This is a genomic window from Streptomyces sp. NRRL B-3229 (assembly GCF_000719505.1).
Lineage (GTDB): Bacteria > Actinomycetota > Actinomycetes > Streptomycetales > Streptomycetaceae > Streptomyces > Streptomyces griseorubiginosus.
On sequence record NZ_JOGP01000010.1, the window covers coordinates 206,162 to 230,626 of the forward strand.

Consider the following 24,465-nt stretch of genomic DNA (forward strand, 5'->3'; position numbering starts at 1 on the left):
TCTGCGATTGCACCGAAGGCAAAGATTTTATTGCACCGAGAAGCGGGGGCCGCCTACGGTCGGTCCATGACGGCGACGACGGCGATTCCCCTGGTCCTGGTGCACGGTCACCCCTTCGACCACACGATGTGGCGCCCGCAGACCGAGGCCTTCTCCGCCTCCCGTCGTGTCCTCGCCCCCGACCTGCGCGGCTACGGCACCGCATCCGCCGGGTACCCCGTGGGGCTCTTCGAGGACTTCGCCCGGGACATCGAGGAGCTGCTCGACGACCAGGACGTGCCGGCCTGTGTGCTGGCGGGCCTGTCGATGGGCGGCCAGATCGTCATGGACTGCTGCCGGCTCTTCCCCGAGCGGATCCGCGGCCTGGTCCTCGCCGACACCTTCCCGGCGGCGGAGACCCCCGAGGGCGTGCGATTCCGGCACGCCTTGGCGGACCGGCTGCTGCGCGAGGGCATGGCCGGGTACGCGGAGGAGGTGCTGGAGAAGATGGTCGCGCCCTACGCCGCCGCCCAGGTCAAGGCGCACGTCCTCGGCATGATGACGGCCACCCGCCCCGAGTCCGCCGCGGCCGCCCTGCGCGCCCGCGCCGCCCGCTCCGACCACCGTGAGCTGCTGCCCCGCGTCACGGTCCCGGCCCTGGTGGTCGTGGGCGCCGACGACACCTACACGCCGGTCTCCGACGCGGAGGCGATGCACGCGGCCCTCCCGGAGTCCCGGCTGTGCGTGATCGAGGGCGCGGCACACCTGCCGAACCTGGAGCGACCGGCCGAGTTCAACGCCGCGCTCGGGGAGTTCCTGGCGCAGGTCGACGCCCGCTCGTAGGGTCGGCACGGTGACCCATCGGCGCCTCGGCATCTGGACCGCCGCCCTGCTCCTCGCCGCCGTGAGCGCGGTCGTCGGCTGTCGCCTCGGCGACACCGACGGCGTCACCCCCGTCCCCCAGCTCCTCGCCTTCCTGCCCTGGCTGCTCGCGCCCACGGGCCTCGGCCTGGCCCTCGCCCTGCTCACCCGCTGGTGGCCGGGGACGGTCTGGGCGGCCGTCGTCCTGGGCCTGCTGGCCTGGTTCCTCGCCCCTTACGGCACGGACACCGAACCTGGCGGCCGGGTGCTCGCCACGGTGGAAGTCCTCACCTCCAACGTCGAGTTCGGGCGGGCCACCGACGCCCTGGTCGCCGCCGTACGCCGGGAGGAACCGGACGTCGTGTTCGTGGAGGAGTGCGATTACGGTTGCTCGGCGACCCTGCGGCAGACCCTCGCCGGGGAGTACCCGTACCGGCGGTCCGTGGAGGGCGCCGGCTCCACGGGGTCCGTCATCCTGAGCCGCTTCCCGCTGCGGGCCGCCCCCGCCGTTCACGCGACCATGGGCATGCCGGGAGCCGTCGCCGACGTGCACGGTCACGCCGTACGCCTGCAACTGGCGCACCCGATGCCGCCCCTGCCGGGACAGCTGGCGCCATGGCGGCGGGAGTTGGGCGCCCTGCGCAACTTCGCCGCCTCCCGGGGGACTGAACCCACCGTCCTGGCAGGCGACTTCAACGCCTCGCAGGACCACGCGGCCTTCCGCGCGCTCCTCGACACCGGGCTGCGTGACGCGGCCCGCCTCGCCGGCTCCGGCCGCACCCCCACCTGGCCGGCCCGCACCGCCCCGGTGATCGGGGCCCAGATCGACCACGTCCTGGTGTCGGCCGCCTTCTCGGCGGGCGACGCCCGCTTCCTGGACCTCGCGGACACCGACCACCGCGCCCTGCTGGTCGACATCACCCTGCACGAGCCCGGGTGAGCGGTGCCCCGGTGACCGCTTGACCTGGGTGTTCATAATGAGCGCATGTCCCGCATCGGCCTCACCCCGCCCGACTGGCTGGTCCGGAACCTCCAAGCCCAGCAGGCTCCCGTCAACCGGGCCGCAGTGGCACGCGCGGCCGTCGCGATGTCCCTTCCACTGGCGATCGGACTCGCCGTCGACCAGGCCGCGTACGGCGCCCTCGCCTCCATGGGCGCCCTGTCCGGAGTCATCGGCGACACCGCCGACGCCTACCGCATGCGCATCCTCAACATCGCGATCCCCCAGCTGTTCGGCGCCGTCGGCATCACGCTCGGAGCCGTGGTGTACGGCCAGGGCTGGATCGCCGTCTGCGCGGTCACCGCGGTCGCGCTCGTCTCCGGGATGATCTCGACGATCGGCGCGGTCGCCTCCGTCTCCGGTCTGCTCCTGCTGCTGAACTCCGTCGTCGGCGCGGGCCTTCCGATGCCCGGCGACTGGTGGCTCGCCCCGCTGCTGATGACCGGCGGCGGCCTGCTCGTCCTGCTCCTGGCCCTGCTGGCCTGGCCGCTCAGGTCCGGGGTGCCGGAACGGGCGGCGGTGGCGGCCACCTACCGGACGGTGGCCGAGCTGATGGCCGCCTGCGGCCGCGCCGAGTACGACGAGGCACGGCATGCCGTCACCCAGTCCCTGAACCAGTCGTACGACCTGGTCCTCGCCCGGCGCGCCCGCCACCACGGCCGCAGCCCCGAACTGACCCGGCTGCTCGCCCAGTTGAATGCCATCACGCCGGTGGTGGAGGCCGCCCCCGCCGCCCATCTGTCCGGCCGGCCGCTGGCACCGGAGATCCCCGACACGGTCCGCCACCTCGCGCGGGCGGTGGAGACCGGCTACACCGGCCCCATCGGCCTGAAGCTGCCCGTGCCGGTGTCGGAGACCAGCCGGGCCGTCGACCACGCCCTGCGGCACGCCGCCGAGGTGGTCGCCGTGCCGGACGTGGACCCGCGCGGCATCGACGACCGCCTCGGCCGCCCGGCCGCACTCGGCGTACGGGCCGCCCGCGCCGCGCGCAACGTGGCCCTGTCGGCGGCGTCCTGGCGCTACGGGCTCCGCCTCGCGCTGTGCATCGGGCTGGCCCAGGCACTGGTCTCGATCGTCCCCGTCCCCCGTTCCTACTGGGTGGCCCTGACGATCACGTTCGTCCTCAAGCCCGACTTCGGCTCGGTGTTCTCCCGGGCGCTGCTGCGGGCGCTGGGCACGGTGGCCGGGCTGGTGGTCGCCGCGGCGGTGCTCTCCCAGGTGCCGCGCGGGTGGTGGGACGTACCGGTGATGCTGCTGCTCGCCCCGCTGATCCCGGCGCTCACCCCTCGGGGCTACGGCTACCAGACGGCCGCCATCACCCCGGTGATCCTGCTCCTGTCGGACATCCTCAACCACCAGGGCACCGCCCTGCTGATGCCCCGCCTGCTGGACTCCCTGATGGGCTGTGCCATCGCCCTGGTCGCGGGGTATCTGCTGTGGCCGGAGAGCTGGCACACCCGGGTGGGCGACCGTCTGGCGGACGCGGTGGCGGACACTGCGGCCTATGTGGAGGGCGCGTTCGGCAGCGGCGTCGAACCGGCCGCGCACGCCCGCATGCGCCGCCGTCTCTACCGCGACCTCTCGGTGGTCCGCACCGAGTTCCAGCGGGCCCTGACCGAACCGCCGCCCACGGGACGGCGGGCCGCGGCCTGGTGGCCGCTGGTCGTCGCGGTGGAACGGATCGTGGACGCCACGACCGCCGCACGGGTCCGTGTACGCCACGGAGCGCCGCCACCGTCGTCCGCCGAGGTCGGCCAGGTGACCCTGCAACTGCGGGAGTTGGCGGACGGCCTGCGCGAGGCGGAGACCCTCTACGAGGTCCGCACCGACCTCACCGGGCCCGCGGGCAGCGTGCTGGAGCCGGTGCGCCAGGAGGTCGCGGCGGCGCGGGCGATCACGTCACCGCGCTGACCCCGATCGCCGCACCGCGCCGGCCTCATGCCGGTGCGGGCCGCCCTCACGTGCCGGTGCGGGCCGCCCTCTCGTGGTGGGCGGCCCGCACCGGGGTGGGGGGTGGCGGCTGGTGGTCGGGGGCTAGCGGTCGGACTTGTGCAGGGCCTTGTCCATGGCCGCGGCCAGGCCGTTGGCCCACAGCTGGTTCACCCGGCTGCGCTCGGCGGAGTTCGGAATCGCGTTGGTGCAGGACGTGCCGGGGCCGCCGCCCGACATCAGCTCGCTGCACGGACCGGAGTAGTGGTCCGGCAGCCCGAGCACATGGCCCGTCTCATGGGCGGTGACCCGGGTGGAGTCGTACTGCTGGTTCTGCCGGTAGTCCAGGAAGACGTAGCCGCTGCCGTGACCGTCGGTCGAGGCGTACGAACCGCGCGAGTCGTTGCCCTCCCGGTAGGAGAAGTCGGCGCTCGCCGCGGACCCCGACTGGAGTCTGACGTTCGACACCGAGCTGTTCCATATCTGGGCGCTGCGGCTTATCTGGGAGCTGAACGTGGGCGCCCGGGAGGCGTCGTAGACCACGGTGACGGCCGCGGCGCTGTCCGGGTTCGCGGCCCGCTTCTCGGCCACGGACGCGAGGACGGCCTGGAAGAACGCCTCGCTGGTGTCCGTCGTCGTGGTCGCGGTGTAGCCGGCCCGCGGCGCGGGCTCCGGTGCCGCGGCGGCGGGAACCGCCGTGACCAGACCGGCCGTTGCCAGACCGAGGGCGACCGCCGTGGCGGTGAGGGCATGGGTGTGCTTGCGCATCGAGGACTCCTTGGTGGGGGGTGAGTCGTCGATGCGAGTGTCGGCGCCTGTGCGGCGGCTGTGATGATGCCAACCGGTGATAGCGCGGTCCTATCACCGCGGTTGCCCACCCCTGGTGCAACCCCTGCCCCCGCCTTACCCTCCGGTCGCATGGACCTCGAGGTGAGACACCTCCGCGCGGTGGTGGCCATAGCCGACACCGGCAGCCTGCACCGGGCCGCCCGTCAGCTGGGCGTCGCCCAGCCGTCGCTGAGTACCCAGCTGCGCCGGATCGAACAGGCCCTGGGCGGCGCGCTGTTCGTCCGCGCCAGATCCGGCTGCCGCCCCACCCCGCTGGGCCGGCTCGTCCTCAGCCGCGCCCGCCCCCTGCTGGCCGAGATGCGCTCCCTGGTGGCCGACGCCCGCGCGGCCGCGACGGGCGGCCCTCAACTCCGTGTCGGCTCCACCGCGAGCCGGGCCCTGTCGGGCTGGCTGCGCCGGCTGCGCGCCCACGGCCAGGACCCCACCCTCCACATGAACGTCTCCCCCAACGCGCTGCTGCGCATGGTCGCCGACGGCCAGCTCGACGTGGCCTTCGTGCACGAGGTGGAGGGCTGCCCGCTGCGCATCCCGCGCGAGCTGTGCCTGCGCGTCCTGGTCGAACGCGAGCCGCAGTTCGTGTCCTTGCCTGCGGACCATCCGGCGGCCGCGAAGCCCGTGGTCACCCTCGCCGACCTGGCCGGGGACCGCTGGATGATCGACCCCACGGTCGACGGCGAATGGGACGCCGTGCAGCGGATGTTCCGCGCGGCGGGCGTCAGCCCCGCTGTCCTGCACGGTGATTACCACACAGCTGACGCCCTGGTCGCCACCGGCGAGGTCGTCACCGTCTGCCAGCCCACCCGGGTGCCCCGCCCCGACATGGCGGTACGACGGCTGCACGGCGACCCGCTCGGCGTACGGCTCCTCCTGGCGGCCCGCACCGAGACGGACCTGGACGGGGTCCGTCCCGCGCTGGAGGAGGCGTACTGGGAGAGCGCACGGCAGGCACCGGCGTACCGGGAATGGCTGGAACGGGGCGGTGCGGGGTGCGGGGAGCGGCGACCGACGGTTCCGGCCGTTCCCTGAGGCACTTGTCCGGATCAGACTCCGATGTCCGTGCCGTCCTTGCGCCACACCGACACGACCGCCGGACGGACGATCTTCCCCGGGCCGTCGGGCCAGGTGCTCGCCGGCTTCTCGACCGTCGCCCCGTTGATCTCACCGGGGTGCTGCACGGCCACCAGCACCCGCCGGTCCTGGACCAGCGGACCGCAGGTCTCCGCCCCGGTCGGCACGGTCAGGAACTGCTTGAGCTCACCGCGCCGCTCGCCCCGGGTCGCGACCCCGAACAGGCCGTCGTGGGAGCCGAGCTGGTTGCCGTCGGTGGAGATCCACAGGTTGCCGTGCGGATCGAAGGCCACGTTGTCCGGGCAGGAGATGGGGCTGACGTGGTCCTTCGGGAACCCGGCGAAGTAGGTGGCCGGATCCTCCGGGTCCCCGGCGACGAGGAACAGCGTCCAGCCGAACTCGGTGCTGTCGGCCCGGTTCCACCGCTCGGTGAGTTCGAGGACGTGCCCGTGCTTGTTGGCGTTGCGGGGGTTGGCCTCGTCGGCCGGGGCGTTCGCACCGACACCGCGGTTGGTGTTGTTCGTCAGGGCGACGTACACCTTGCCGGTGCGCGGGTTGGGCTCGATGTCCTCGGGCCGGTCCATCTTCGTCGCGCCGACCTTGTCCCCGGCGAGCCGCGTGAACACGAACACCTCGTCGGCGGTCATGCCCTCGACGTGCGACACGGCACCCTTGGCGGTGGCCGTGGCCAGCGGGATCCACTCCCCACCGCCGTCGAACTCCCCGTCGGCGGGCAGCGTCCCGGTCCCGTCGATCTCGAGGGCGGGGGAGTCACCGGTGAGCCGGGCGACGTACAGGGTCCCCTCGTCGAGCAGCGAGAGATTGTGCTCCCGCACGGCCCGTCCGGCGCCCTTGCGCATCCGCTTGCTGCCGACGAACTTGTAGAAGTAGTCGAACCGCTCGTCGTCCCCGGAGTACACCACCGGCCGCCCGTCGTGCGTCAGCCGTACGGTCGCTCCCTCGTGCTTGAACCGGCCGAGCGCGGTGTGCTTGCGGGGCGTGGAGGACGGGTCGTACGGGTCGAGTTCGACGACGTACCCGAAGCGGTGGGGCTCGTTGGGCTCCTGGGCCACGTCGAACCGCCGGTCGAACCGCTCCCACTTGCGCTCGCTGGCGCCGGTCCCGATCCCGTACCGCTTGTCGGTGGTCCGGGAGGCATTGGCGAAGTACTGGTTGAAGTTCTCCTCGCCGTGCAGGGTGGTGCCCCAGGGCGTGGTCCCGCCGGAGCAGTTGTTGAGCGTGCCGAGGACCTTCCGGCCGGTGGGGTCGGCGGACGTCCTCAGCAGCTCGGACCCGGCGGCGGGCCCGGTCAGCCGGAACTCGGTGGTGGCGGTGACGCGCCGGTTGAGGGGGTGCCGGGGGACGAGGGTGAGGGCGCCGTTCTTCTTGTTCTCCTCCACGACGACGACACCGAGTCCGTGCGCGGCCCAGGCGATCTCGACCTGCTCGCGAGTGGGGTTGGCGGCGTCGTAGCCGCGGAACATCAGCACCTCGTCGGTGTACTCGTGGTTGGCGACGAGCACCTGCCGACCCCGCTCGCCCGGGAGGGGCAGCAGCGCGAGGAAGTCGTTGTTGTACCCGAACTGACCGGCCTGGGCGGCGGCGGTCTGCCGCTCCGGGTCGAAGGCCGGGGCCCCGCGCAGAATGGGCTCGCCCCAGCGCACGACGACGTTCTGGGCGTAGCCGGCCGGGACGGTCACGGTGTCGGCGGTGTTGGGCGCGACGGGCGCGAACCGGAGGCCGCGGGCGGCCTTGCCGTGGGGCGTGCCCTTCCTCGGGGCGGCTTCGGCGTCGGGAACGGCGACGGCGGTGCCGGCGGCGGCCGCGACGGTCACGACGGCGGCGGCCCGCATCACCGAACGACGGCTGAGCGCGGCGGCGATCACGTCGCCGACGTACGGGTTGGCGGAGGTGTTGGGCGCGGGCTGAGAACAGGCGTCCCCGCACCGGAAACGACAGGTCAGGGCGGACCGCCCATGGACGGCGTTGATCAACGGCAGCTGTACACGCACTTTGCTCTCCCCTTGCTTCCCCTTGAATCTCGCTTGACGGACGGTAGGGGGGTGTCTGTGCGAGAGCGGGGCGGGGCGATGAACGGTGGATGAATCCGGGGTGGACGGAGGAGAGTTGAGGGCGCCCACGGGTTACGTCCGGAAGTAGGTCTTGACTGGGGGCGGTCCTGTCACCCGCCCCTGCCCAAGATCGCAATCCGGGGCCGCTAACCTTACGTGTCCGTCCTGGCCAGGGATTGACGGGCTTCAACTCATGCGAAGGGTTGCGCTAATGGGCATTCTCACTCTCCTGCGGAACGCGTTCGGCGGCCGATCACGCAAGGCCGCTGCCACCGAGGCAGAGGGTGCGGTTCCTTCGCAGGAGGCGACGGAACCGAAGCCGGCCCCTGCGGCGGAGGCGACGGCCACGGTCCCCGAACCCCGCACCGAGCCGCCGATCACCGACACCGACACCGACTCCGACTCCGAGCACGAACTGGTCTCGGCCGCGTTCGACAACGTGACGGTCCCGAAGCAGGCGCCTCCGGCGGGGGCGACGGAGACGGCGTCCGAGGTGAAGCCGACCGCGGAGCCCGCCGTCGCGGAGACGCCGGCGCCGGAGACGACCGTTGCGGAGGCTCCTACGGCGGTGACCGAGGCGGTCGAGGAGAAGCGGACGGCCGTCGAGGAGCAGACAGCTGAGGCACCGGTGGCTGAGGAGCGGGTGGCTGAGGCGCCGGTAACTGAGGCGGCGGTAACCGAGGAGCCCGCGCTCGAGGAGCCGGCCGCCGAGAAGGCCGCTGCGGAAACGGAGTCGCCGACGGAGCCCGAAACGGCGACGGCGACAGCGACAGCGACAGCGACGGAGGAGCCTGCGCCTCAGGACACGGTCGCTGAGGAGGCCGTTGCCGAGGAGGCAGCGTCCGAGGAACCCGTCGCGGAGCCCGAGACGACCGCGGACGAGCGGGCGGCCGAGGAACCCGCCCCCGCGGCAGCGGAGGAAGCAAAGCCGCAGGCCGCAGAGCCCGAGCCGGTAGCAGCCGCGACCTCCGAGCCCGAGCCCGCTCCGGAACCGGCGGCCACCGACGTCGCCCCCACGCCGGAGCCGGAAGCCGTCGCAGAGCCCGAGCCCGAGGCCGTCGTAGAACCCGACCCCGCGCCCGAGCCCGCACCGGTCGCCGACGTCGTCCCCGAACCGGAACCCGACCCCGCCCCCGAGCCCGCCCCGGAGCCGGAGGCCCCCGCGGCCGCCGACGGCGAGACCGCCCCACAGGGGCCACCCGCAGCCGACGACGAAAGTGGTACGGGTGGTGCGGGTGGGAACGACGACCCGGCCGAAGGCCGGTCGGTGACGGTCCCCGCCCCCCTCCGCAGCGCCTACGACACCGCCGCCGCCACCCTCTCCGCCCACGACCTCACCGGCACCACCGCGAGGACGTACCTCGTCCTGGACCGCTCCGCGAGCATGCGCCCGTACTACAAGGACGGCTCCGCCCAGGCCCTCGGCGAGCAGACCCTCGCACTCGCCGCCCACCTGGACCCCGAGTCCACGGTCCACGTCGTCTTCTTCTCCACCGAACTCGACGGCACCGGCGAACTCACCCTCACCGACCACGAGAACAAGATCGACGACCTGCACGCAGGCCTCGGCCGCATGGGCCGTACCAGCTACCACGCCGCCGTCGAGGAAGTCCTCGCACAGCACACCAAGAACGCCCCCGACGCCCCCGCCCTGGTCGTCTTCCAGACCGACGGCGCCCCGGACGCGAAGACCCCCGCCACCCAGGCCCTCACGGAGGCGGCGAAGACCCACCCGAACGTCTTCTTCTCCTTCGTCGCCTTCGGTGACCCGGAGAACAAGGCCTTCGACTACCTCCGCAAGCTGAAGCTCCCCAACACCTCCCACTTCCTCGCGGGCGAGACCCCGAAGGAACTCACGGACGCGGAGATCTACGAGGGCATCCTGGCGAACTGGCGCCCGTGACGCCGTAGCCCCGCACCACCGTCGGAGACAAGCGGCCGCCCCTTCCCACCCACGAAAACGGGAAGCGGGCGGCCCACCCATGTCGGATACGATTTCAAGACTCGCGAACGACTGGCGACTCACCCGCACGACCAACCTGGGAGCAGCCCCCGATGGCTCGACACCTCATCACCAGCGCCCTTCCGTACATCAACGGGATCAAGCACCTGGGCAACATGGTGGGGTCCATGCTCCCGGCGGACGTCTACTCCCGCTACCTGCGCCAGCGCGGCCACGACGTCCTCTACATCTGCGCGACGGACGAGCACGGCACCCCGGCCGAGCTGGCCGCGAAGGAGCAGGGCCTCCCGGTCGCCGAGTTCTGCGCGCAGGCGCACGACGCGCAGAAGGCGGTCTACGACGGCTTCGCGCTGGCCTTCGACTACTTCGGCCGCAGCTCCAGCGAGCAGAACGTCGAGATCACCCAGCACTTCGCCCGCCGCCTGAACGAGAACGGCTTCATCGAAGAGCGCGCGATCCGCCAGGTCTACAGCCCCACCGACGGCCGTTTCCTCCCGGACCGCTATGTCGAGGGCACCTGCCCCCACTGCGGCTACGACAAGGCCCGCGGCGACCAGTGCGAGAACTGCACGCGGGTCCTGGACCCCACCGACCTGATCAACCCGCGCTCGGCGATCTCCGGCTCCACCGACCTGGAGGTCCGCGAGACCAAGCACCTCTTCCTCCTCCAGTCCAAGCTCCAGCACGAGGTGGAGCAGTGGGTCTCCCGCCACGAGGACGACTGGCCGCAGCTGGCCTCCTCGATCGCCCGCAAGTGGCTGAACGAAGGCCTGCACGACCGCGCGATCACCCGTGACCTGGACTGGGGCGTGCCGGTCCCGGCGGACACCTGGCCGGAGCTGGCGGCGGAGGGCAAGGTCTTCTACGTCTGGTTCGACGCCCCGATCGAGTACATCGGCGCGACGAAGGAGTGGGCCGATCTCGACCCGGAGAACCGGGACTGGAAGGCGTGGTGGTACGACGTCGACGCCGACGTCCGCTACACCGAGTTCATGGCGAAGGACAACGTCCCCTTCCACACGGTGATGTTCCCGGCGACCGAGCTGGGTGTACGCGAGCCGTGGAAGAAGGTCGACTACGTCAAGGCCTTCAACTGGCTGACGTACTACGGCGGGAAGTTCTCCACGTCCCAGAAGCGAGGCGTCTTCACCGACCAGGCCCTCGACATCCTGCCTGCCGACTACTGGCGCTACTTCCTCATCGCGAACGCCCCCGAGTCGGACGACTCGTCCTTCACCTGGGAGCACTTCACCGCGACGGTCAACAAGGACCTGGCGGACACCCTCGGCAACTTCGTCAACCGCGTCCTGTCCTTCTCCAAGAAGCGCTTCGGCGAGGAGGTCCCGGCGGGCGGTGAGCCCGGTGCGGCGGAGGCGAAGCTGGGCGAGGAGATCGCCCGTCTGCTCGCCGAGTACGAGCAGCAGATGGAGGCGCTCCAGTTCCGCAAGGCCGCGGCGGCCCTGCGCGCACTGTGGTCGGCGGGCAACTCCTACCTTGAGGAGAAGGCCCCCTGGCTGGAGATCAAGACGGACAAGGACGGCGCGGCCCTGACGCTGCGCACGGCCATGAACCTGATCCACCTCTACGCGGTGGTCTCGGAACCGTTCATCCCGGCGACCTCGGCCGCCATGCGCCAGGCCTTCGCCCTGCCCTCCGACACCGCCACCTGGATCTCCGCCGACGAGGCCCGCACCCTGACGGCCCTCACCCCCGGCATCCCCTTCACGGTCCCCCCGGTCCTGTTCGCCAAGCTGACGGACGAGGACCTGGAGAACTACAAGGAACGCTTCGGCGGCTCCCCGGAGTAGTCCCGGACCGTTCCAGGACCTTCGGCCCCGTCCGGATACCGACCCGGGCATCGCCGTGTCCGCGCCAAGCCGTATGGTTTGCGCCATGGCAGTGCCCGGGGTCATTCCTGTCGCGTACGAGCCGAAGCACCGCACCGAGACGATCGGGCGGTATGCGGAGGGTCAGTTCCTGGCGTCGATCACGTATGCCTTTCCCGAGGGGTTCCGCCTCGACGAAGGCTGGGAAGATCAGAAACGCCTGTTCGCGGTTCTGCACACCTTCGACGCGGAGGGCAATTACCGCGACTCGGACATCTGGTGTGCCGGCACCTGGGCGGAGCAGCAGCGCGACCCGGTCGGCGACGCCTCGCCGCTCACGCGCGCCCAGGTGCACCGGGCGACCCTGCTCCGCAGCCTCCCCCGCCGTTCCTACACGGACATCGCGATCCGCCCCTTCAGCGTCATCCGCGAGGGCGTCCGCTTCGGCCTGGTGATCCGCGAGGACGAGGGCGAACAGTGGGCAGAGCTCTACCCCGACCGCCTCGCCTTCGCGGACCCGTGGGACGGGACCTACGACACCTGAGCCGTGGCCCACGCGGAGGCGCCCGGGACGTCAGGGTCCCAGGCGCCTCGGCGTGAGTGCGCGGGTCAGAGGGACGTGCCGTCGTTCGTCGTGTCCGGGTCGACGCCCATCGTGATCGAGCCGATGACGCCCTTGGCGATGTTCTTCTTGTTGTACTTCAGCTTGAGCAGGCCGCCGGTGGTGCCGCTCTGGTCGTAGATCGTGTCCTCGGTGAGCGTGGTGCGCTCGGTGGTGCTGGTGGAGTACGGCTCGACCTCGGCGGAGGCCAGGACGGACTCCTCGTCGAAGAAGAACTGGCCGGTGTGACAGGTGTGTCCGCCCTCGTAGCCGGCGTCGGTCCAGGTGCCGTCCACGTGGACCTTCGTGTGGATGTGGACGGTGCGGCCCCGGTACCAGCCCGGGAAGATCGTCCTGAAGGTGACCTGGCCGTGCTTGTCGGTCTTCCATGTGCCGCGCAGATAGCGCTCGTCGTCGGTGGGTTCCTCGTGGCCCCCGCCGCCGGTGCCTCCTGAGGGCGCACCGGACGGCGGCTCACCAGTGGGCGTACCGCTCGGGGTGCCCGAAGGGGCGTCGGTCGGAGTTCCGGAGGGGGCGTCGGTCGGGGCAGATCCGCCCCCGCCTCCCGTCGACAGACTCTCGTAGCCCGAGTAGATGCCGAGGGCGTCGCAGTGCCAGATGTCGACGGCGGCGTTGGCGACGGGCTTGCAGGTCTCGGAGTCGATCACTTTGAGCTGGAGGGTGAGGGGGATGCCCTCCTTGTCCTCGGTGATGTCCCGGCGGATCTTGTCCGCGTCGATGTAGTACGGCCCCTCGGTGGTCTCCGAGGTGAGCCGGTAGCAGGCCTCGGCGGCGGTGGAGGTGCTGCTCGCCGAGACCGCCGTGCTGGTCTCGCTCGCGAAGGCACCCGACGCGGCGAGCGAGCCCGCGGCGCCCACGGCCACGGCCGCGCCCGCTCCGGCCACGACGACCTTGCGCCGCGTCAGGTCCTTCTTGTGCTTCGGCCCGTGGGCCGGCTGCTGGAGTTCCGGGTGGTTTTCCGTCATGGACAGCGAAGGTAGGTAAGAACGCTGTCATGGACATGGGTGCCAACTGTGGTTCCCCACAGGGAGTTACCGGCAGGGAAGTTCTCGACGGCCGGGTTGCAGACAGAGAAGTGGCCCGGAACCGACCTCGGCTCCGGGCCACCCCCCTCAGATCACCGTCTACTTCGGCTGCGGCTTGCGCACCGACAGGTGCAGCTCCCTCAGCCGGGCCTCCTCCAGCTCCGTCGGCGCGCCCATCATCAGATCCTGGGCGTTGCCGTTGAGCGGGAAGGAAATGGTCTCGCGGATGTTGGGCTCGTCCGCGAGCAGCATGACGATGCGGTCGACGCCGGGGGCGATGCCGCCGTGCGGCGGGGCGCCGAAGCGGAACGCGCGCAGCATGCCCGCGAACTTCTCCTCGACGGTCTCCCGGTCGTAGCCCGCGATCTCGAAGGCCTTGAGCATGATCTCCGGCTCGTGGTTCCGGATCGCGCCGGAGGACAGCTCGACGCCGTTGCAGACGATGTCGTACTGCCAGCCCAGGATGTCCAGCGGGTCCTGGGTCTCCAGGGCCTCCAGGCCACCCTGCGGCATGGAGAACGGGTTGTGCGAGAAGTCGATCGCGCCCGTCTCCTCGTCCTTCTCGTACATCGGGAAGTCGACGATCCAGCAGAACCGGAACACGCCCTCCTCGAAGTGCCCGGCACGCTTGGCGGCCTCGACACGGACCGCGCCCATGATCTTCGAGACCTCGTCGAACTCGCCCGCGCCGAAGAACACGGCGTGACCGGCGGCCAGCGACAGCCGCTTGGTCAGCTCGGCGACGTTCTCCTCGGTGAGGAACTTCGCGATCGGGCCGGACAGCGAACCGTCCTCGGCGACCCGCACCCAGGCCAGGCCCTTGGCCCCCTGCGAGACCGCGTAGTCACCGAGCTGGTCGAAGAACTTCCGCGGCTGCGCCGAGACGTCCGGCACCGCGAGGGCCCGCACGTGCTTGCCGGCGAACGCCTTGAACTCCGAGCCCTCGAAGACGTCGGTGATGTCAACGAGCTCCAGCTGGGCCCGCAGGTCCGGCTTGTCGGAGCCGTACTTCAGCATCGCCTCGCGGAACGGGATCCGCGGGAAGGGGGAGGTGACCTCCCGGCCGCCGCCGAACTCCGTGAACAGCTCGGTCATGAGCTGCTCGATCGGCTGGAACACGTCCTCCTGCTCGACGAAGCTCATCTCGACGTCGAGCTGGTAGAACTCGCCCGGCGAACGGTCCGCGCGCGCGTCCTCGTCACGGAAGCAGGGCGCGATCTGGAAGTAGCGGTCGAAGCCGGAGATCATCAGCAGCTGCTTGAACTGCTGCGGCGCCTGCGGGAGGGCGTAGAACTTGCCCGGGTTCAGGCGGGAGGGGACCACGAAGTCACGAGCGCCCTCGGGGGAGGTCGCGGACAGGATCGGGGTCGCCATCTCGTTGAAGCCGAGAGCCACCATCTTCGAGCGGATCGAGGCGATCACCGACGAGCGCAGCATGATGTTCTTGTGCATGCGCTCGCGACGCAGGTCGAGGAAGCGGTACTCCAGGCGCCGCTCCTCGTTGACCCCGTCCTCGGTGTTGATCGTGAACGGCAGCGGGGCGGCCGCGCCGAGCAGCTCGACCTCACCGACCTCGACCTCGATCTCACCGGTCGGCAGGTCCGGGTTCACGTTCTCGGTTCCACGTGAAACGACACGGCCGTCGATCCGGACCGTGGACTCCTTGGAGACCTTGTCCAGCGCCTCGTAGGCCTCCGTGCCCGGCCGGGCGACGAGCTGCGTGATGCCGTAGTGATCACGCAGATCGATGAAGAGGATGCCGCCCAGGTCGCGCCGATTGTGCAGCCAGCCACTCAGTCGGACGTCGGTGCCGACGTCAGAGGAGCGGAGCTCGCCGCAGGTGTGGGACCTGTACCGATGCATCGTCGTTCATCCAGCCTTCGCGGATCGGGGGCTGCCTCACGTGTCTGTTTCACGTGAAACTCCCCCAAGGGTACCGGGGCACCCAGGACCGGCTCCCCACCATTACGACTCGGTCAACAGTGGCACTCCTCGATCCCCTGTTCTTAAAGTGGGGCAATGCGCACTGGTGAGCCCCTGCCCGCCGTGGGGGACGTCCTCACCGCCCTCGCGACCGGCCTGTGGCACTGGGACACCGCCACCGAACTGGTCACGGTCGACGCGGAGGCCGCCCGGCTGCTCGGCCTGCCCGCCCAGCAGGCCACCCTCACCGAGGCCCAGACCCGGGCCCGGCTGCATCCGGTCGACTGGAACGAGATCATCAGCGTCGTCGGCCTCGCCGTCGCCGAGGACACCCTCGCCGAGGTCCGGATCCGGATCATGGACGAGCGGGGCCGGGTGATCCGTACCGTACGCAGCCGTTCCAAGCCGTCGTACGACCGGCAGAAGAAGTCGTTCCGGCTGATCGGCACCCTCCAGGAGGTCACCGAGCCGACCCCCGGCACCCCCGCCGGACGCACCGCGGTCACCGGCGACTGGCGGCGCTCCCGGGAGGCCTTCCTGCTGGACGCGGGCCGCGCACTGGCCGAGGCCCGCTCCACCGCCGAGGTGCTGCGGGTGGCCGCGGGCCTGTCCATGCCCGGCTTCAGCCCCGACGGTCTGGCCGTCTTCGGCGTCGAGGGCGACCGGCTGACGATCATCGGTCACCACGGGCAGCAGCCCGGCGACGAGAGCCCCTTCTCCCACATGTCCCTGGAGACCGACTATCCGGCCGCCGAGGTCGTCCGCACCGGCCGTGCCGTCTATCTCTCCAGCCCCGAGGCCTACCGCTCCCGCTACCCGGTCACCTGGCCGCTCGCCCAGCGCTTCGACCGCCAGTCCTGGGCGTTCCTGCCGCTGACCGTGGCCGGCCGCACCATGGGCGCGTGGATGGCGGGCTTCGCCTATCCGGTCGCCTTCACGCCGGACGAGCGCTCGGTGCTGACGACGGTGGCCCGGATGCTGGCCCAGGCGCTGTCGCGCGCGGGTGTGGCCGAGTCCGAGCGCGAGCTGACCGACGGGCTCCAGCGCTCCATGCTCCCGAGCCTCGGCCCGGAGATACCGGGCATGACCGTCGCCGCCCGCTACGTCCCCACCGGCGGCGGCCTCCAGGTCGGCGGCGACTGGTACGACATGATCCCGCTGCCCGGCGGCACCTCCCGCACGGGTGCGGGCGGCGGCCGCTTCGCCCTGGTCATCGGGGACGTCCAGGGCCATGACGTACGGGCCGCCGGACTGATGGGCCAGCTCCGCATCGCCCTGCGCGCCTACGCCTCCGAGGGCCACCGCCCCGACGCGGTCCTCTCCCGCGCCTCCCGCTTCCTCAACGGCATGACGTACGGCGCCGGCGAGGGCGGCGATCCCGCCGACACCCGGTTCGCGACCTGCCTCTACATCGAGGTCGATCCGGCCACCGGGGCCCTGGAGGTGGCCCGGGCCGGCCATCCCGAGCCGGCCATCCGCCTGGCCGACGGCACGGTACTGGCCCGCACCACGCACGTCGGCCTCCCGCTGGGCATCGACCCGGACGCCGACTACCCCACGACCCGGATCGTCCTTCAGCCCGGTGAGACGCTGATGCTCTGCACGGACGGGCTGATCGAGACCGGCGGCCATGACTTCGAGACCGGCTGGAAGCGCGTCCGGACGATCCTGGAGACCCACGACGGTGGTCCGGAGGAGCTCGCCGACGCCCTCGTCCAGGCCGTCCACGGCCCTTCCTCCCACCACACCACCGGCCCGCTCGCCGACCGCCGCGAGGACGACATAGCGGTCCTCCTGCTGCACCGGAACGGCTCGCAGGACGACGACACGGCCACGGCACGGCCGCCATCCCGCCGTTCGATGCTGTCGGTGGCCCAGGCGGAACCGGAACGGATCGCGGTGGCCCGCCACCAGCTGCGCGAGCTGCTGCACGACTGGTCCTCCGCCGACCAGGTCGACTCGGCGGTCCTGCTGGTCTCCGAGACGCTGACGAACGTCCTGGTCCACACCGACGCGGACGCGCTGCTGGTCGCCGAGGTCCGCGGCGAGCCCGGCGACCGCCGGCTGCGCGTCGAGGTCACCGACACCAGCGACGACCTCCCCCACAAGCGCCGCCCCGGCGAACTGGCCTCCTCGGGCCGCGGCCTGATGCTGATCGAACTCCTCGCCGACCTGTGGGGCGTCGACCCTCGCGGCGAGGGCAAGACGATCTGGTTCGAACTCCATGAGCCGCAGGACGCGTCCTCGGCCCAATAGATCGCCGTGTGCACGGGGCTGACGCCCGATCGGGGACGGCGCTCCGTTCTTCGTCCTGCCGTAGCACGGCAGCCCGTACACAGAACAAGCCCGATGCCGCAAAACCAAGGTGCGGCATCGGGTGATGTCGTGCCGTACCGGACTTACAGCCCGCCCTCGGACATCCCGTGCACGGCCGGGATCGTCCCCAGGCGGCCCTTCTGGAAGTCGTCGAACGCCTGCTGGAGTTCCTCGCGGGTGTTCATGACGAACGGGCCGTAGTGCGCCATCGGTTCACGGATCGGCTGTCCGCCCAGGAGGACGACCTCCATGTCCGGCGTGTGGGAGTCCTGCTTCTCGTCCGCGCGGACCGTGAGGGAACCACCGGCACCGAAGACCGCCGTCTGGCCCAGGTGGATCGGGCGACGCTCGGCACCGACGCTGCCGCGGCCCGCCAGGACGTACGCCAGACCGTTGAAGTCCTCACGCCAGGGCAGGGTGATCTCCGCGCCCGGCGCCAGCGTCGCGTGGATCATCGTGATCGGGGTGTGCGTGATGCCGGGGCCCTGGTGGCCGTCCAGTTCACCCGCGATGACACGCAGCAGCGCACCGCCGTCGGGGGTGGACAGAAGCTGCACGTTGCCGCCGCGGATGTCCTGGTACCGCGGTGCCATCATCTTGTCCTTGGCCGGCAGGTTCACCCACAGCTGGAGGCCGTGGAAGAGTCCTCCGGACATCACGAGGGACTCCGGCGGAGCCTCGATGTGGAGGAGACCCGAACCGGCCGTCATCCACTGGGTGTCGCCGTTGGTGATGGTGCCGCCACCGCCCTGGCTGTCCTGGTGGTCGAAGATCCCGTCGATGATGTAGGTGACGGTCTCGAAGCCGCGGTGCGGGTGCCACGGGGTCCCCTTGGGCTCGCCGGGCGCGTACTCCACCTCACCCATCTGGTCCATCATGATGAACGGATCCAGGTGCCGGTAATGGATCCCGGCGAACGCCCGGCGCACCGGGAATCCCTCACCCTCGAAACCACTCGGCGCGGTCGTCACGCCGAGGACGGGACGGGCGACCGCGTCCGCCGTCGCGGCCACGCGCGGCAGGGTCAGCGGGTTGTCGACAGTCACTGCGGGCATGTCGGTACCTCCTTGTGGTTCGAGTTTAGTTGAGCGTTGAACTTTCTGCCACCTCTAACGGCAAAAGCCCGGAGGGCATTCCCTCCGGGCTTCTCCAGGAGCTCGCACTCCCTGAAGAGGTCAGGCGACGAGCTCCGGTTCCTGATCCGCCGGCTCTTCCTGTGTCCGTCGCCCACCCCGCATCACCAACGTCGCCAGCAGTGCCGCCGCCAGGACGCCGATCGCGCTGACCGCGAAGGTCATGGACATCGAGTCGGTGAAGGCCTCGCGGGCCGCCGCCACCAGGCCCGGGTCCCTCAGGCCCACCGCTCCGGCTATCGAGTGCCTCGCCTGCTCCGGCGCCCCTTCCGGCATCCGCTCGACGAACCCGCTCGACAGCAGCGACCCGAGGATGGCGACGCCCAGTGCGGTTCCCGCCTGCTGGACGGTGTCGTTCAGGGCCGAGCCGACGCCCGCCTTGTCGGCGGGGATGGTGCCCATCAGCGCGGCCACCGCCGCCGGCATCGACAGGCCCGCACCGAGGCCGAGCAGGCCCAGCGCCACCGCCGGGACGGTGAAGCCGGAGTCCACCGAGACCGTGGTCAGCAGGGCGAAGCAGGCCACCATCACCAGCATGCCCGCCAGCATCACCGCCCGGTTGCCGTACTTCGCTGCGAGCTTGACCCCGACGCCGTTGCCGAGCAGGGCCGTGACGGCGAGCGGCAGGAAGGCCAGGCCTGCCTTGACGGGCGAGTAGCCGAGTACGAACTGGAGGTACTGGGTGAGGACGAGCAGCAGACCGCCGTTGCCGATCTGGACCAGGGCCAGGGACAGCGAGCCGCCGCTGAAGTCGCGGTGCTTGAAGAGGACGAGCGGGACCATGGGGGACCGGGTGGTGTTCTCCCAGATGACGAAGCCGGTCAGGGACACGAGGGCGAGCAACAGGGCCGCGGTCCACGGGCCGTGCTGCGGGAGTTCGATGATCCACCAGACCAGTGCGGTCATGCCGGCCGCCGAGAGGACCGCGCCCAGCGGGTCGGCCTTCTGCCAGGGCGCCTTGGACTCCGGCATCAGGGTCAACCCGGCGACGAGTGCGAGGACGACCACCGGCACGTTGAGGAAGAAGATCGACTGCCAGGAGAAGTGGTCGATGAGGACGCCGCCGAGGACGGGGCTGCCGACCAGGCCGAGCATGGCCACCGAGCTCCAGGCCGCCATGGCCTTGCCGCGTTCGTCCTCGGCGAAGACGGTGATGAGGATCGAGAGCGTGGAAGGCATGATCAACGCGCCGCCGACGCCCATCGCGACCCGGACGGCTATCACCTCGCCGGGGGTGGTGCACCATGTCGCCGCCAGGGAGGCGGCTCCGAAGAGCAGGAGCCCGATCAGCATCACCTTGCGGCGCCCGAAGCGGTCGCCGAGGCTGCCGGAGGTGAGCAGAAGGCCGGCGAAGACGAGGATGTAGGAGTCCAGGATCCACTGGGTGTCCTGGGCGCTCGCCCCGATCTCCTCGCTCATCACGGGCACCGCGACGGTCAGCGCCATGCTGTCGACGACCAGCACAAGGCTGCTCAGGCAGAGCACGACCAGGATCCACCAGCGGCGTGGATCGCGTGCGTTCGAGATCTCCAAGGCGTCCATGACTGTCCCCTCCGGCTTCGTGAACACCGTTCCTTCGGTGCGAACACTGTACGCACAACGGAACACTGTTCGCAATGGTTGATTGATGTACGCTCGACGCGAACGACGTACGCACAGGTCGGTTGCGCCGAATGCGCCACGAAAGCGGGCCGGAGTCCCGGAGGAACCCGAAGGAGCCAGATGTCGACGAAGCCGAGCCCCATCCCCTCCGTCTGGGCTCGTCCCCAGCGGGAGTCCGACCAGCCCGCGCTCAGCCGTGCCGCGATCGTGCGCGAGGCGATCGTCATGCTGGACGCAGAGGGCGTCGAGGCGCTGAGCATGCGCAAACTGGCCACCCGGCTGAACGCGGGTGCCGCGTCCCTCTATCGGCACGTGGCCACGAAGGACGAGCTGATGGAGCTGGCGGTGGACGAGGTCGCCGCGGAGATCCACGTCCCGTCGGCGGACAGCCCCGACTGGCGCGCGGCCGTCACGGAAGCGGCCCGATCCTTCCGTACGACGGCTCTACGGCACCCTTGGCTGCCCCCGGTCCTGGGCCAGGCAGGCCTCGCCTACCTCGGCCCCAACCTCATGTCCTATTCGGAGCGGCTGGCGGCCCTTTTCACGGCCGCGGGATTCCAGGCCCCTGGGACGGCGATCGACGCGGTGCTGTCGTACGTGATCGGCATGAGCACCACGGAAGCGGCCTGGCTCACCACGGTGGCCCGCTCCGGTGACTCGGAGTCCGGCCTGATCGCCCGCCTCCTGCCGGCGGTCCAGCAGGCCACGGCCCCCCACAGCCACCTGGCCCGGGGCCACGCCGAGACGGAGCAGGCGGCGACCACGGACCCGGCGGCCCTCAGGGACGCCAAGTTCAAGGCCGCCCTGGACCTCGTCCTGGACGGCCTGGCACTGCGCCTGGAGGCACCAGCTTCCTGAACACGCGTCGCTACCCGTACATCCTCCGCATCGCGAAGTCGACCATCTGCTCCACGGCCTTCGCGTCGAACACGATCCGGTGCTCGCCCTCCATGTCGAGGACGAAGCCGTACCCGGTGGGCAGCAGGTCGAGGACCTCCGCGCCGGTGATCACGAAGTACTTGGACTCCTTGCCCGCGTACCTGCGCAGTTCCTTCAGCGTGGTGAACATGGGGATCACCGGCTGCTGGGTGTTGTGCAGGGCGAGGAACCCGGGGTTGTCGCCGCGCGGGCAGTAGACCTTGGACGTGGCGAAGACCTGCTGGAAGTCCTCGGCCGCCATCTGCCCGGTGGTGAAGGCACGCACCGCGTCCGCGAGGGAGGGCGGGGACGGCTCGGGGTACAGCGGCGGCTGCTGGCCGTAGCCGCCCGCACCGCCGGCCATGGGCTGCTGGGGCGGGACGCCGTACTGCTGCTGGGCACCAGCGTTCTGGTCGTAGCCGTACATGGGCGTAAGCGTACCGAGGGGGGCGGGGGCGGCGGGCAGCTACCGGCCCCGGAAACCGACAGTGACCTGACAGCGGCCGGCCCTGGGTTTCCGGTGGCGGTGGCTCGTAGCGTCGAGGCATGGGCCGACAGCGCGATGACGACATGCACGAGCACGACCGGGGGCTCTCCTACGACCTTCCCGTGCTCGCCCGCCGACGGATGATCCGGCTCATGGCCGGGACGGGGGCGGGCCTGCTGCCCCTGGTGGGCTGCACCGGTTCCTCCTCTCCTGAGGCCGTGACATCACCGTCGGCCGCAGGAGCGGGCGCGGGAACGGACACGGCCACGGGCACGGGCACCTCCTGCGCCGCCGTCCCCGAGGAGACCGCAGGGCCCTACCCCGGCGACGGCTCGAACGGGGTGAACGTGCTGAAGGAGAGCGGGGTCGTCCGCAGGGACATCACCGGCAGCTTCGGCGCTTCCGCGGGCGGCACCGCCGGGGGCGTGCCCCTGACACTGACGCTCACGGTGGTGGAGGTGGCCTCTGGCTGCGGGACCCCGCGGAAGGGGGCCGCCGTCTATGTGTGGCACTGCGACCGGGAGGGCGGCTACTCCCTCTATACGGAGGGCCTGACGGGGGAGAACTACCTGCGGGGCGTCCAGGAGACCGACGAGAAGGGGCAGGTCACCTTCACCAGCGTCTTCCCGGGCTGTTATCCGGGCCGCTGGCCGCACGTCCACTTCGAGGTCTACGGCAGCCTCCGGGACGCCGTGAGCGCCACCGCGATCGCCGGCACTTCCCAGCTCGCGTTCCCCGAGGACGTGTGCGACACGGTGTACGCGACCGAGGGGTACGGGGCGAGCGTGCCCAACCTGCGCCGGCTGTCCCTGGCGACGGACAGCGTCTTCCGGGACGGTCACGACCGGCAGCTCGCGACGGTGAGGGGAAGCGTGGCGGAGGGGTACACCGCCTCGCTGACCGTCGCGGTGTGACTCCTCACAGATGGCCGGATCGGGGTTGCGACTTATTACCGACGGGTAGCATCATCGTAGCTACTTGTTGGTATGTGTACGGGCGCGAGGAACCAGGTGCCTCGCCGATCTCTTGACGGAGCCATCGCCATGGGGCACTACAAGTCCAATCTCCGCGACATCGAGTTCAACCTCTTCGAAGTACTCGGGCGCGACAAGCTGTACGGCACGGGTCCGTTCGCGGAGATGGACGTCGAGACCGCGAAGAGCATCCTGGAGGAGCTGACCCGCCTCTCCGAGAACGAGCTCGCGGAGTCCTTCGCGGACGCCGACCGCAACCCGCCGGTCTTCGACCCCGAGACGAACACCGCGCCGGTCCCGGCGTCCTTCAAGAAGAGCTACAAGGCCTTCATGGACTCCGAGTACTGGCGGCTCGGCCTGCCCGAGGAGATCGGCGGCACCACCTCGCCCCGCTCCCTGATCTGGGCCTTCGCCGAGCTGATCCTGGGTGCCAACCCGGCCGTCTGGATGTACTCCTCGGGCCCCGCGTTCGCCGGCATCCTCTTCGAGGAGGGCAACGAGGTCCAGAAGCACATCGCCAAGGTCGCCGTGGAGAAGCAGTGGGGCTCCACGATGGTCCTCACCGAGCCCGACGCGGGCTCCGACGTCGGCGCCGGCCGCACCAAGGCGGTCCAGCAGGAGGACGGCTCCTGGCACATCGAGGGCGTGAAGCGCTTCATCACCTCCGGTGAGCACGACATGGAGGAGAACATCCTCCACTACGTCCTCGCCCGCCCCGAGGGCGCCGGACCCGGCACCAAGGGCCTGTCCCTCTTCCTCGTCCCGAAGTACCTCTTCGACTTCGAGACCGGCGAGCTGGGCGAGCGCAACGGCGTGTACGCGACGAACGTCGAGCACAAGATGGGCCTCAAGGCCTCCAACACCTGCGAGATGACCTTCGGCGACCGGCACCCGGCCAAGGGCTGGCTGATCGGCGACAAGCACGACGGCATCCGCCAGATGTTCCGGATCATCGAGTTCGCGCGGATGATGGTCGGCACGAAGGCGATCTCCACGCTGTCGACGGGCTACCTGAACGCGCTGGAGTACGCCAAGGAGCGTGTCCAGGGTCCCGACCTCGCGAACTTCATGGACAAGACCGCGCCCAAGGTCACCATCACGCACCACCCGGACGTGCGCCGCTCGCTGATGACGCAGAAGGCGTACGCGGAGGGCATGCGCGCGCTGGTGCTCTACACCGCCTCGATCCAGGACGAGATCCAGGTCAAGGAGGCGGCGGGCGAGGACGTCAAGGCGCTGGAGGCGCTGAACGACCTGCTGCTCCCGATCGTCAAGGGCTACGGCTCGGAGAAGGGCTACGAGCAGCTCGCCCAGTCGCTCCAGACCTTCGGCGGCTCCGGCTTCCTCCAGGAGTACCCGATCGAGCAGTACATCCGGGACGCCAAGATCGACACCCTGTACGAGGGCACGACCGCGATCCAGGGCCAGGACTTCTTCTTCCGGAAGATCGTCCGCAACCAGGGCGCGGCCCTGAACTCCCTCGCCGAGGACATCAAGAAGTTCCTGGCGGTCGGCACGGGCGGCGAGGAGCTCGCGGGCGCCCGTGAGCAGCTGGCCAAGGCGGCCGTGGAGCTGGAGGCCATCGTCGGTCTGATGCTGACCGACCTCGCGGCCACCGAGCAGGACGTCAAGAACATCTACAAGGTGGGCCTCAACACCACCCGCCTGCTGATGGCCTCCGGTGACGTGGTCGTCGGCTACCTGCTCCTCAAGGGCGCCGCGATCGCCGCCGAGAAGCTGGAGACGGCCGCGGCCAAGGACAGGGCGTTCTACACCGGCAAGATCGCGGCGGCGAAGTTCTTCGCGGCCAACGTCCTGCCCGGCGTCACCCTGGCCCGCAAGATCGCCGAGGGCGTCGAGCTGGACCTGATGAACCTGGACGAGGCGGCGTTCTGACCCGACCGTCCCAGTCCGACGA

At 70.6% G+C, this 24,465-nt stretch carries 18 protein-coding genes; 11 read left to right on the forward strand and 7 right to left on the reverse strand.

From position 1 onward, the window contains the following. Window positions 1–66 precede the first annotated feature (66 nt). The 3 genes from IF54_RS0118705 to IF54_RS0118715 are packed head-to-tail and all read left to right on the forward strand — an operon-like array spanning window position 67 to window position 3,751. Window positions 67–822, forward strand: coding sequence for an alpha/beta fold hydrolase (locus IF54_RS0118705; RefSeq protein ID WP_030320043.1), 756 nt, complete (start codon window positions 67–69; stop codon window positions 820–822). A 10-nt stretch (window positions 823–832) separates the two neighbouring features. After that, the gene (locus tag IF54_RS0118710; protein WP_030320044.1) at window positions 833–1,780 is read left to right on the forward strand and encodes an endonuclease/exonuclease/phosphatase family protein; all 948 of its coding nucleotides are present in this window, start codon (window positions 833–835) and stop codon (window positions 1,778–1,780) included. Between the two features lie 45 nt (window positions 1,781–1,825). Continuing rightward, entirely contained in the window at window positions 1,826–3,751 is a 1,926-nt protein-coding gene (locus tag IF54_RS0118715) for an FUSC family protein (protein ID WP_030320047.1), read from the forward strand. Between the two features lie 123 nt (window positions 3,752–3,874). Here the strand turns inward: IF54_RS0118715 and snpA are convergent, their stop codons facing one another. Continuing rightward, the gene (snpA, locus tag IF54_RS0118720; RefSeq protein WP_030320049.1) at window positions 3,875–4,537 is read right to left on the reverse strand and encodes a snapalysin; all 663 of its coding nucleotides are present in this window, start codon (window positions 4,535–4,537) and stop codon (window positions 3,875–3,877) included. 150 nt (window positions 4,538–4,687) lie between these two features. Here snpA and IF54_RS0118725 point away from each other — a divergent pair, with 150 nt between their 5' ends. Continuing rightward, window positions 4,688–5,644 (forward strand): LysR family transcriptional regulator, encoded by a 957-nt coding sequence (locus IF54_RS0118725; protein WP_030320051.1) that lies wholly within the window; start codon window positions 4,688–4,690, stop codon window positions 5,642–5,644. A 14-nt stretch (window positions 5,645–5,658) separates the two neighbouring features. Here IF54_RS0118725 and IF54_RS0118730 read toward each other — a convergent pair whose 3' ends face one another. Beyond that, window positions 5,659–7,698, reverse strand: a complete 2,040-nt coding sequence (locus tag IF54_RS0118730) for a PhoX family protein (RefSeq protein WP_030320054.1) — start codon at window positions 7,696–7,698, stop codon at window positions 5,659–5,661. A gap of 271 nt (window positions 7,699–7,969) precedes the next feature. Between IF54_RS0118730 and IF54_RS0118735 the strand changes: the two genes are divergently transcribed. The 3 genes from IF54_RS0118735 (at window position 7,970) to IF54_RS0118745 (ending at window position 12,091) form a co-directional block, all read left to right on the forward strand. Beyond that, window positions 7,970–9,661, forward strand: a complete 1,692-nt coding sequence (locus IF54_RS0118735) for a VWA domain-containing protein (RefSeq protein ID WP_030320056.1) — start codon at window positions 7,970–7,972, stop codon at window positions 9,659–9,661. Between the two features lie 152 nt (window positions 9,662–9,813). Beyond that, window positions 9,814–11,529 carry a methionine--tRNA ligase gene (gene metG, locus IF54_RS0118740; protein WP_030320058.1) on the forward strand — a complete coding sequence of 572 codons (1,716 nt, stop codon included), beginning with the start codon at window positions 9,814–9,816 and terminating at the stop codon, window positions 11,527–11,529. An 85-nt stretch (window positions 11,530–11,614) separates the two neighbouring features. Continuing rightward, window positions 11,615–12,091 carry a hypothetical protein gene (locus tag IF54_RS0118745; protein WP_030320059.1) on the forward strand — a complete coding sequence of 159 codons (477 nt, stop codon included), beginning with the start codon at window positions 11,615–11,617 and terminating at the stop codon, window positions 12,089–12,091. A 65-nt stretch (window positions 12,092–12,156) separates the two neighbouring features. Here IF54_RS0118745 and IF54_RS0118750 read toward each other — a convergent pair whose 3' ends face one another. Then, on the reverse strand, window positions 12,157–13,134 hold the full coding sequence (locus IF54_RS0118750) for a dioxygenase (RefSeq protein WP_030320061.1): 978 nt from the start codon (window positions 13,132–13,134) through the stop codon (window positions 12,157–12,159). 159 nt (window positions 13,135–13,293) lie between these two features. Beyond that, window positions 13,294–15,057: an aspartate--tRNA ligase gene (aspS, locus tag IF54_RS0118755; protein WP_030320067.1), complete on the reverse strand. Its 1,764-nt coding sequence runs from the start codon at window positions 15,055–15,057 to the stop codon at window positions 13,294–13,296. Window positions 15,058–15,213: 156 nt separating this feature from the next. Here aspS and IF54_RS0118760 point away from each other — a divergent pair, with 156 nt between their 5' ends. Then, window positions 15,214–17,373, forward strand: coding sequence for a SpoIIE family protein phosphatase (locus tag IF54_RS0118760; RefSeq protein WP_030320069.1), 2,160 nt, complete (start codon window positions 15,214–15,216; stop codon window positions 17,371–17,373). A 143-nt stretch (window positions 17,374–17,516) separates the two neighbouring features. Here IF54_RS0118760 and IF54_RS0118765 read toward each other — a convergent pair whose 3' ends face one another. Both IF54_RS0118765 and IF54_RS0118770 read right to left on the reverse strand, forming a co-directional pair. Beyond that, window positions 17,517–18,488: a pirin family protein gene (locus IF54_RS0118765; RefSeq protein WP_030320071.1), complete on the reverse strand. Its 972-nt coding sequence runs from the start codon at window positions 18,486–18,488 to the stop codon at window positions 17,517–17,519. A gap of 120 nt (window positions 18,489–18,608) precedes the next feature. Further along, the gene (locus tag IF54_RS0118770) at window positions 18,609–20,108 is read right to left on the reverse strand and encodes an MFS transporter (protein ID WP_030320073.1); all 1,500 of its coding nucleotides are present in this window, start codon (window positions 20,106–20,108) and stop codon (window positions 18,609–18,611) included. Between the two features lie 180 nt (window positions 20,109–20,288). On the opposite strand from IF54_RS0118770, the gene IF54_RS0118775 reads away from it, so the two are divergent. Further along, window positions 20,289–21,026, forward strand: coding sequence for a TetR/AcrR family transcriptional regulator C-terminal domain-containing protein (locus IF54_RS0118775; RefSeq protein WP_030320075.1), 738 nt, complete (start codon window positions 20,289–20,291; stop codon window positions 21,024–21,026). Window positions 21,027–21,036: 10 nt separating this feature from the next. Here the strand turns inward: IF54_RS0118775 and IF54_RS0118780 are convergent, their stop codons facing one another. Then, on the reverse strand, window positions 21,037–21,513 hold the full coding sequence (locus IF54_RS0118780) for an SseB family protein (RefSeq protein WP_030320077.1): 477 nt from the start codon (window positions 21,511–21,513) through the stop codon (window positions 21,037–21,039). A gap of 119 nt (window positions 21,514–21,632) precedes the next feature. Between IF54_RS0118780 and IF54_RS0118785 the strand changes: the two genes are divergently transcribed. Both IF54_RS0118785 and IF54_RS0118790 read left to right on the forward strand, forming a co-directional pair. After that, complete coding sequence (locus IF54_RS0118785) at window positions 21,633–22,487, forward strand: intradiol ring-cleavage dioxygenase (RefSeq protein WP_030320079.1); 855 nt, start codon at window positions 21,633–21,635, stop codon at window positions 22,485–22,487. A 129-nt stretch (window positions 22,488–22,616) separates the two neighbouring features. Beyond that, on the forward strand, window positions 22,617–24,443 hold the full coding sequence (locus tag IF54_RS0118790; RefSeq protein ID WP_030320080.1) for an acyl-CoA dehydrogenase: 1,827 nt from the start codon (window positions 22,617–22,619) through the stop codon (window positions 24,441–24,443). The last annotated feature ends 22 nt before the right edge of the window (window positions 24,444–24,465 follow it).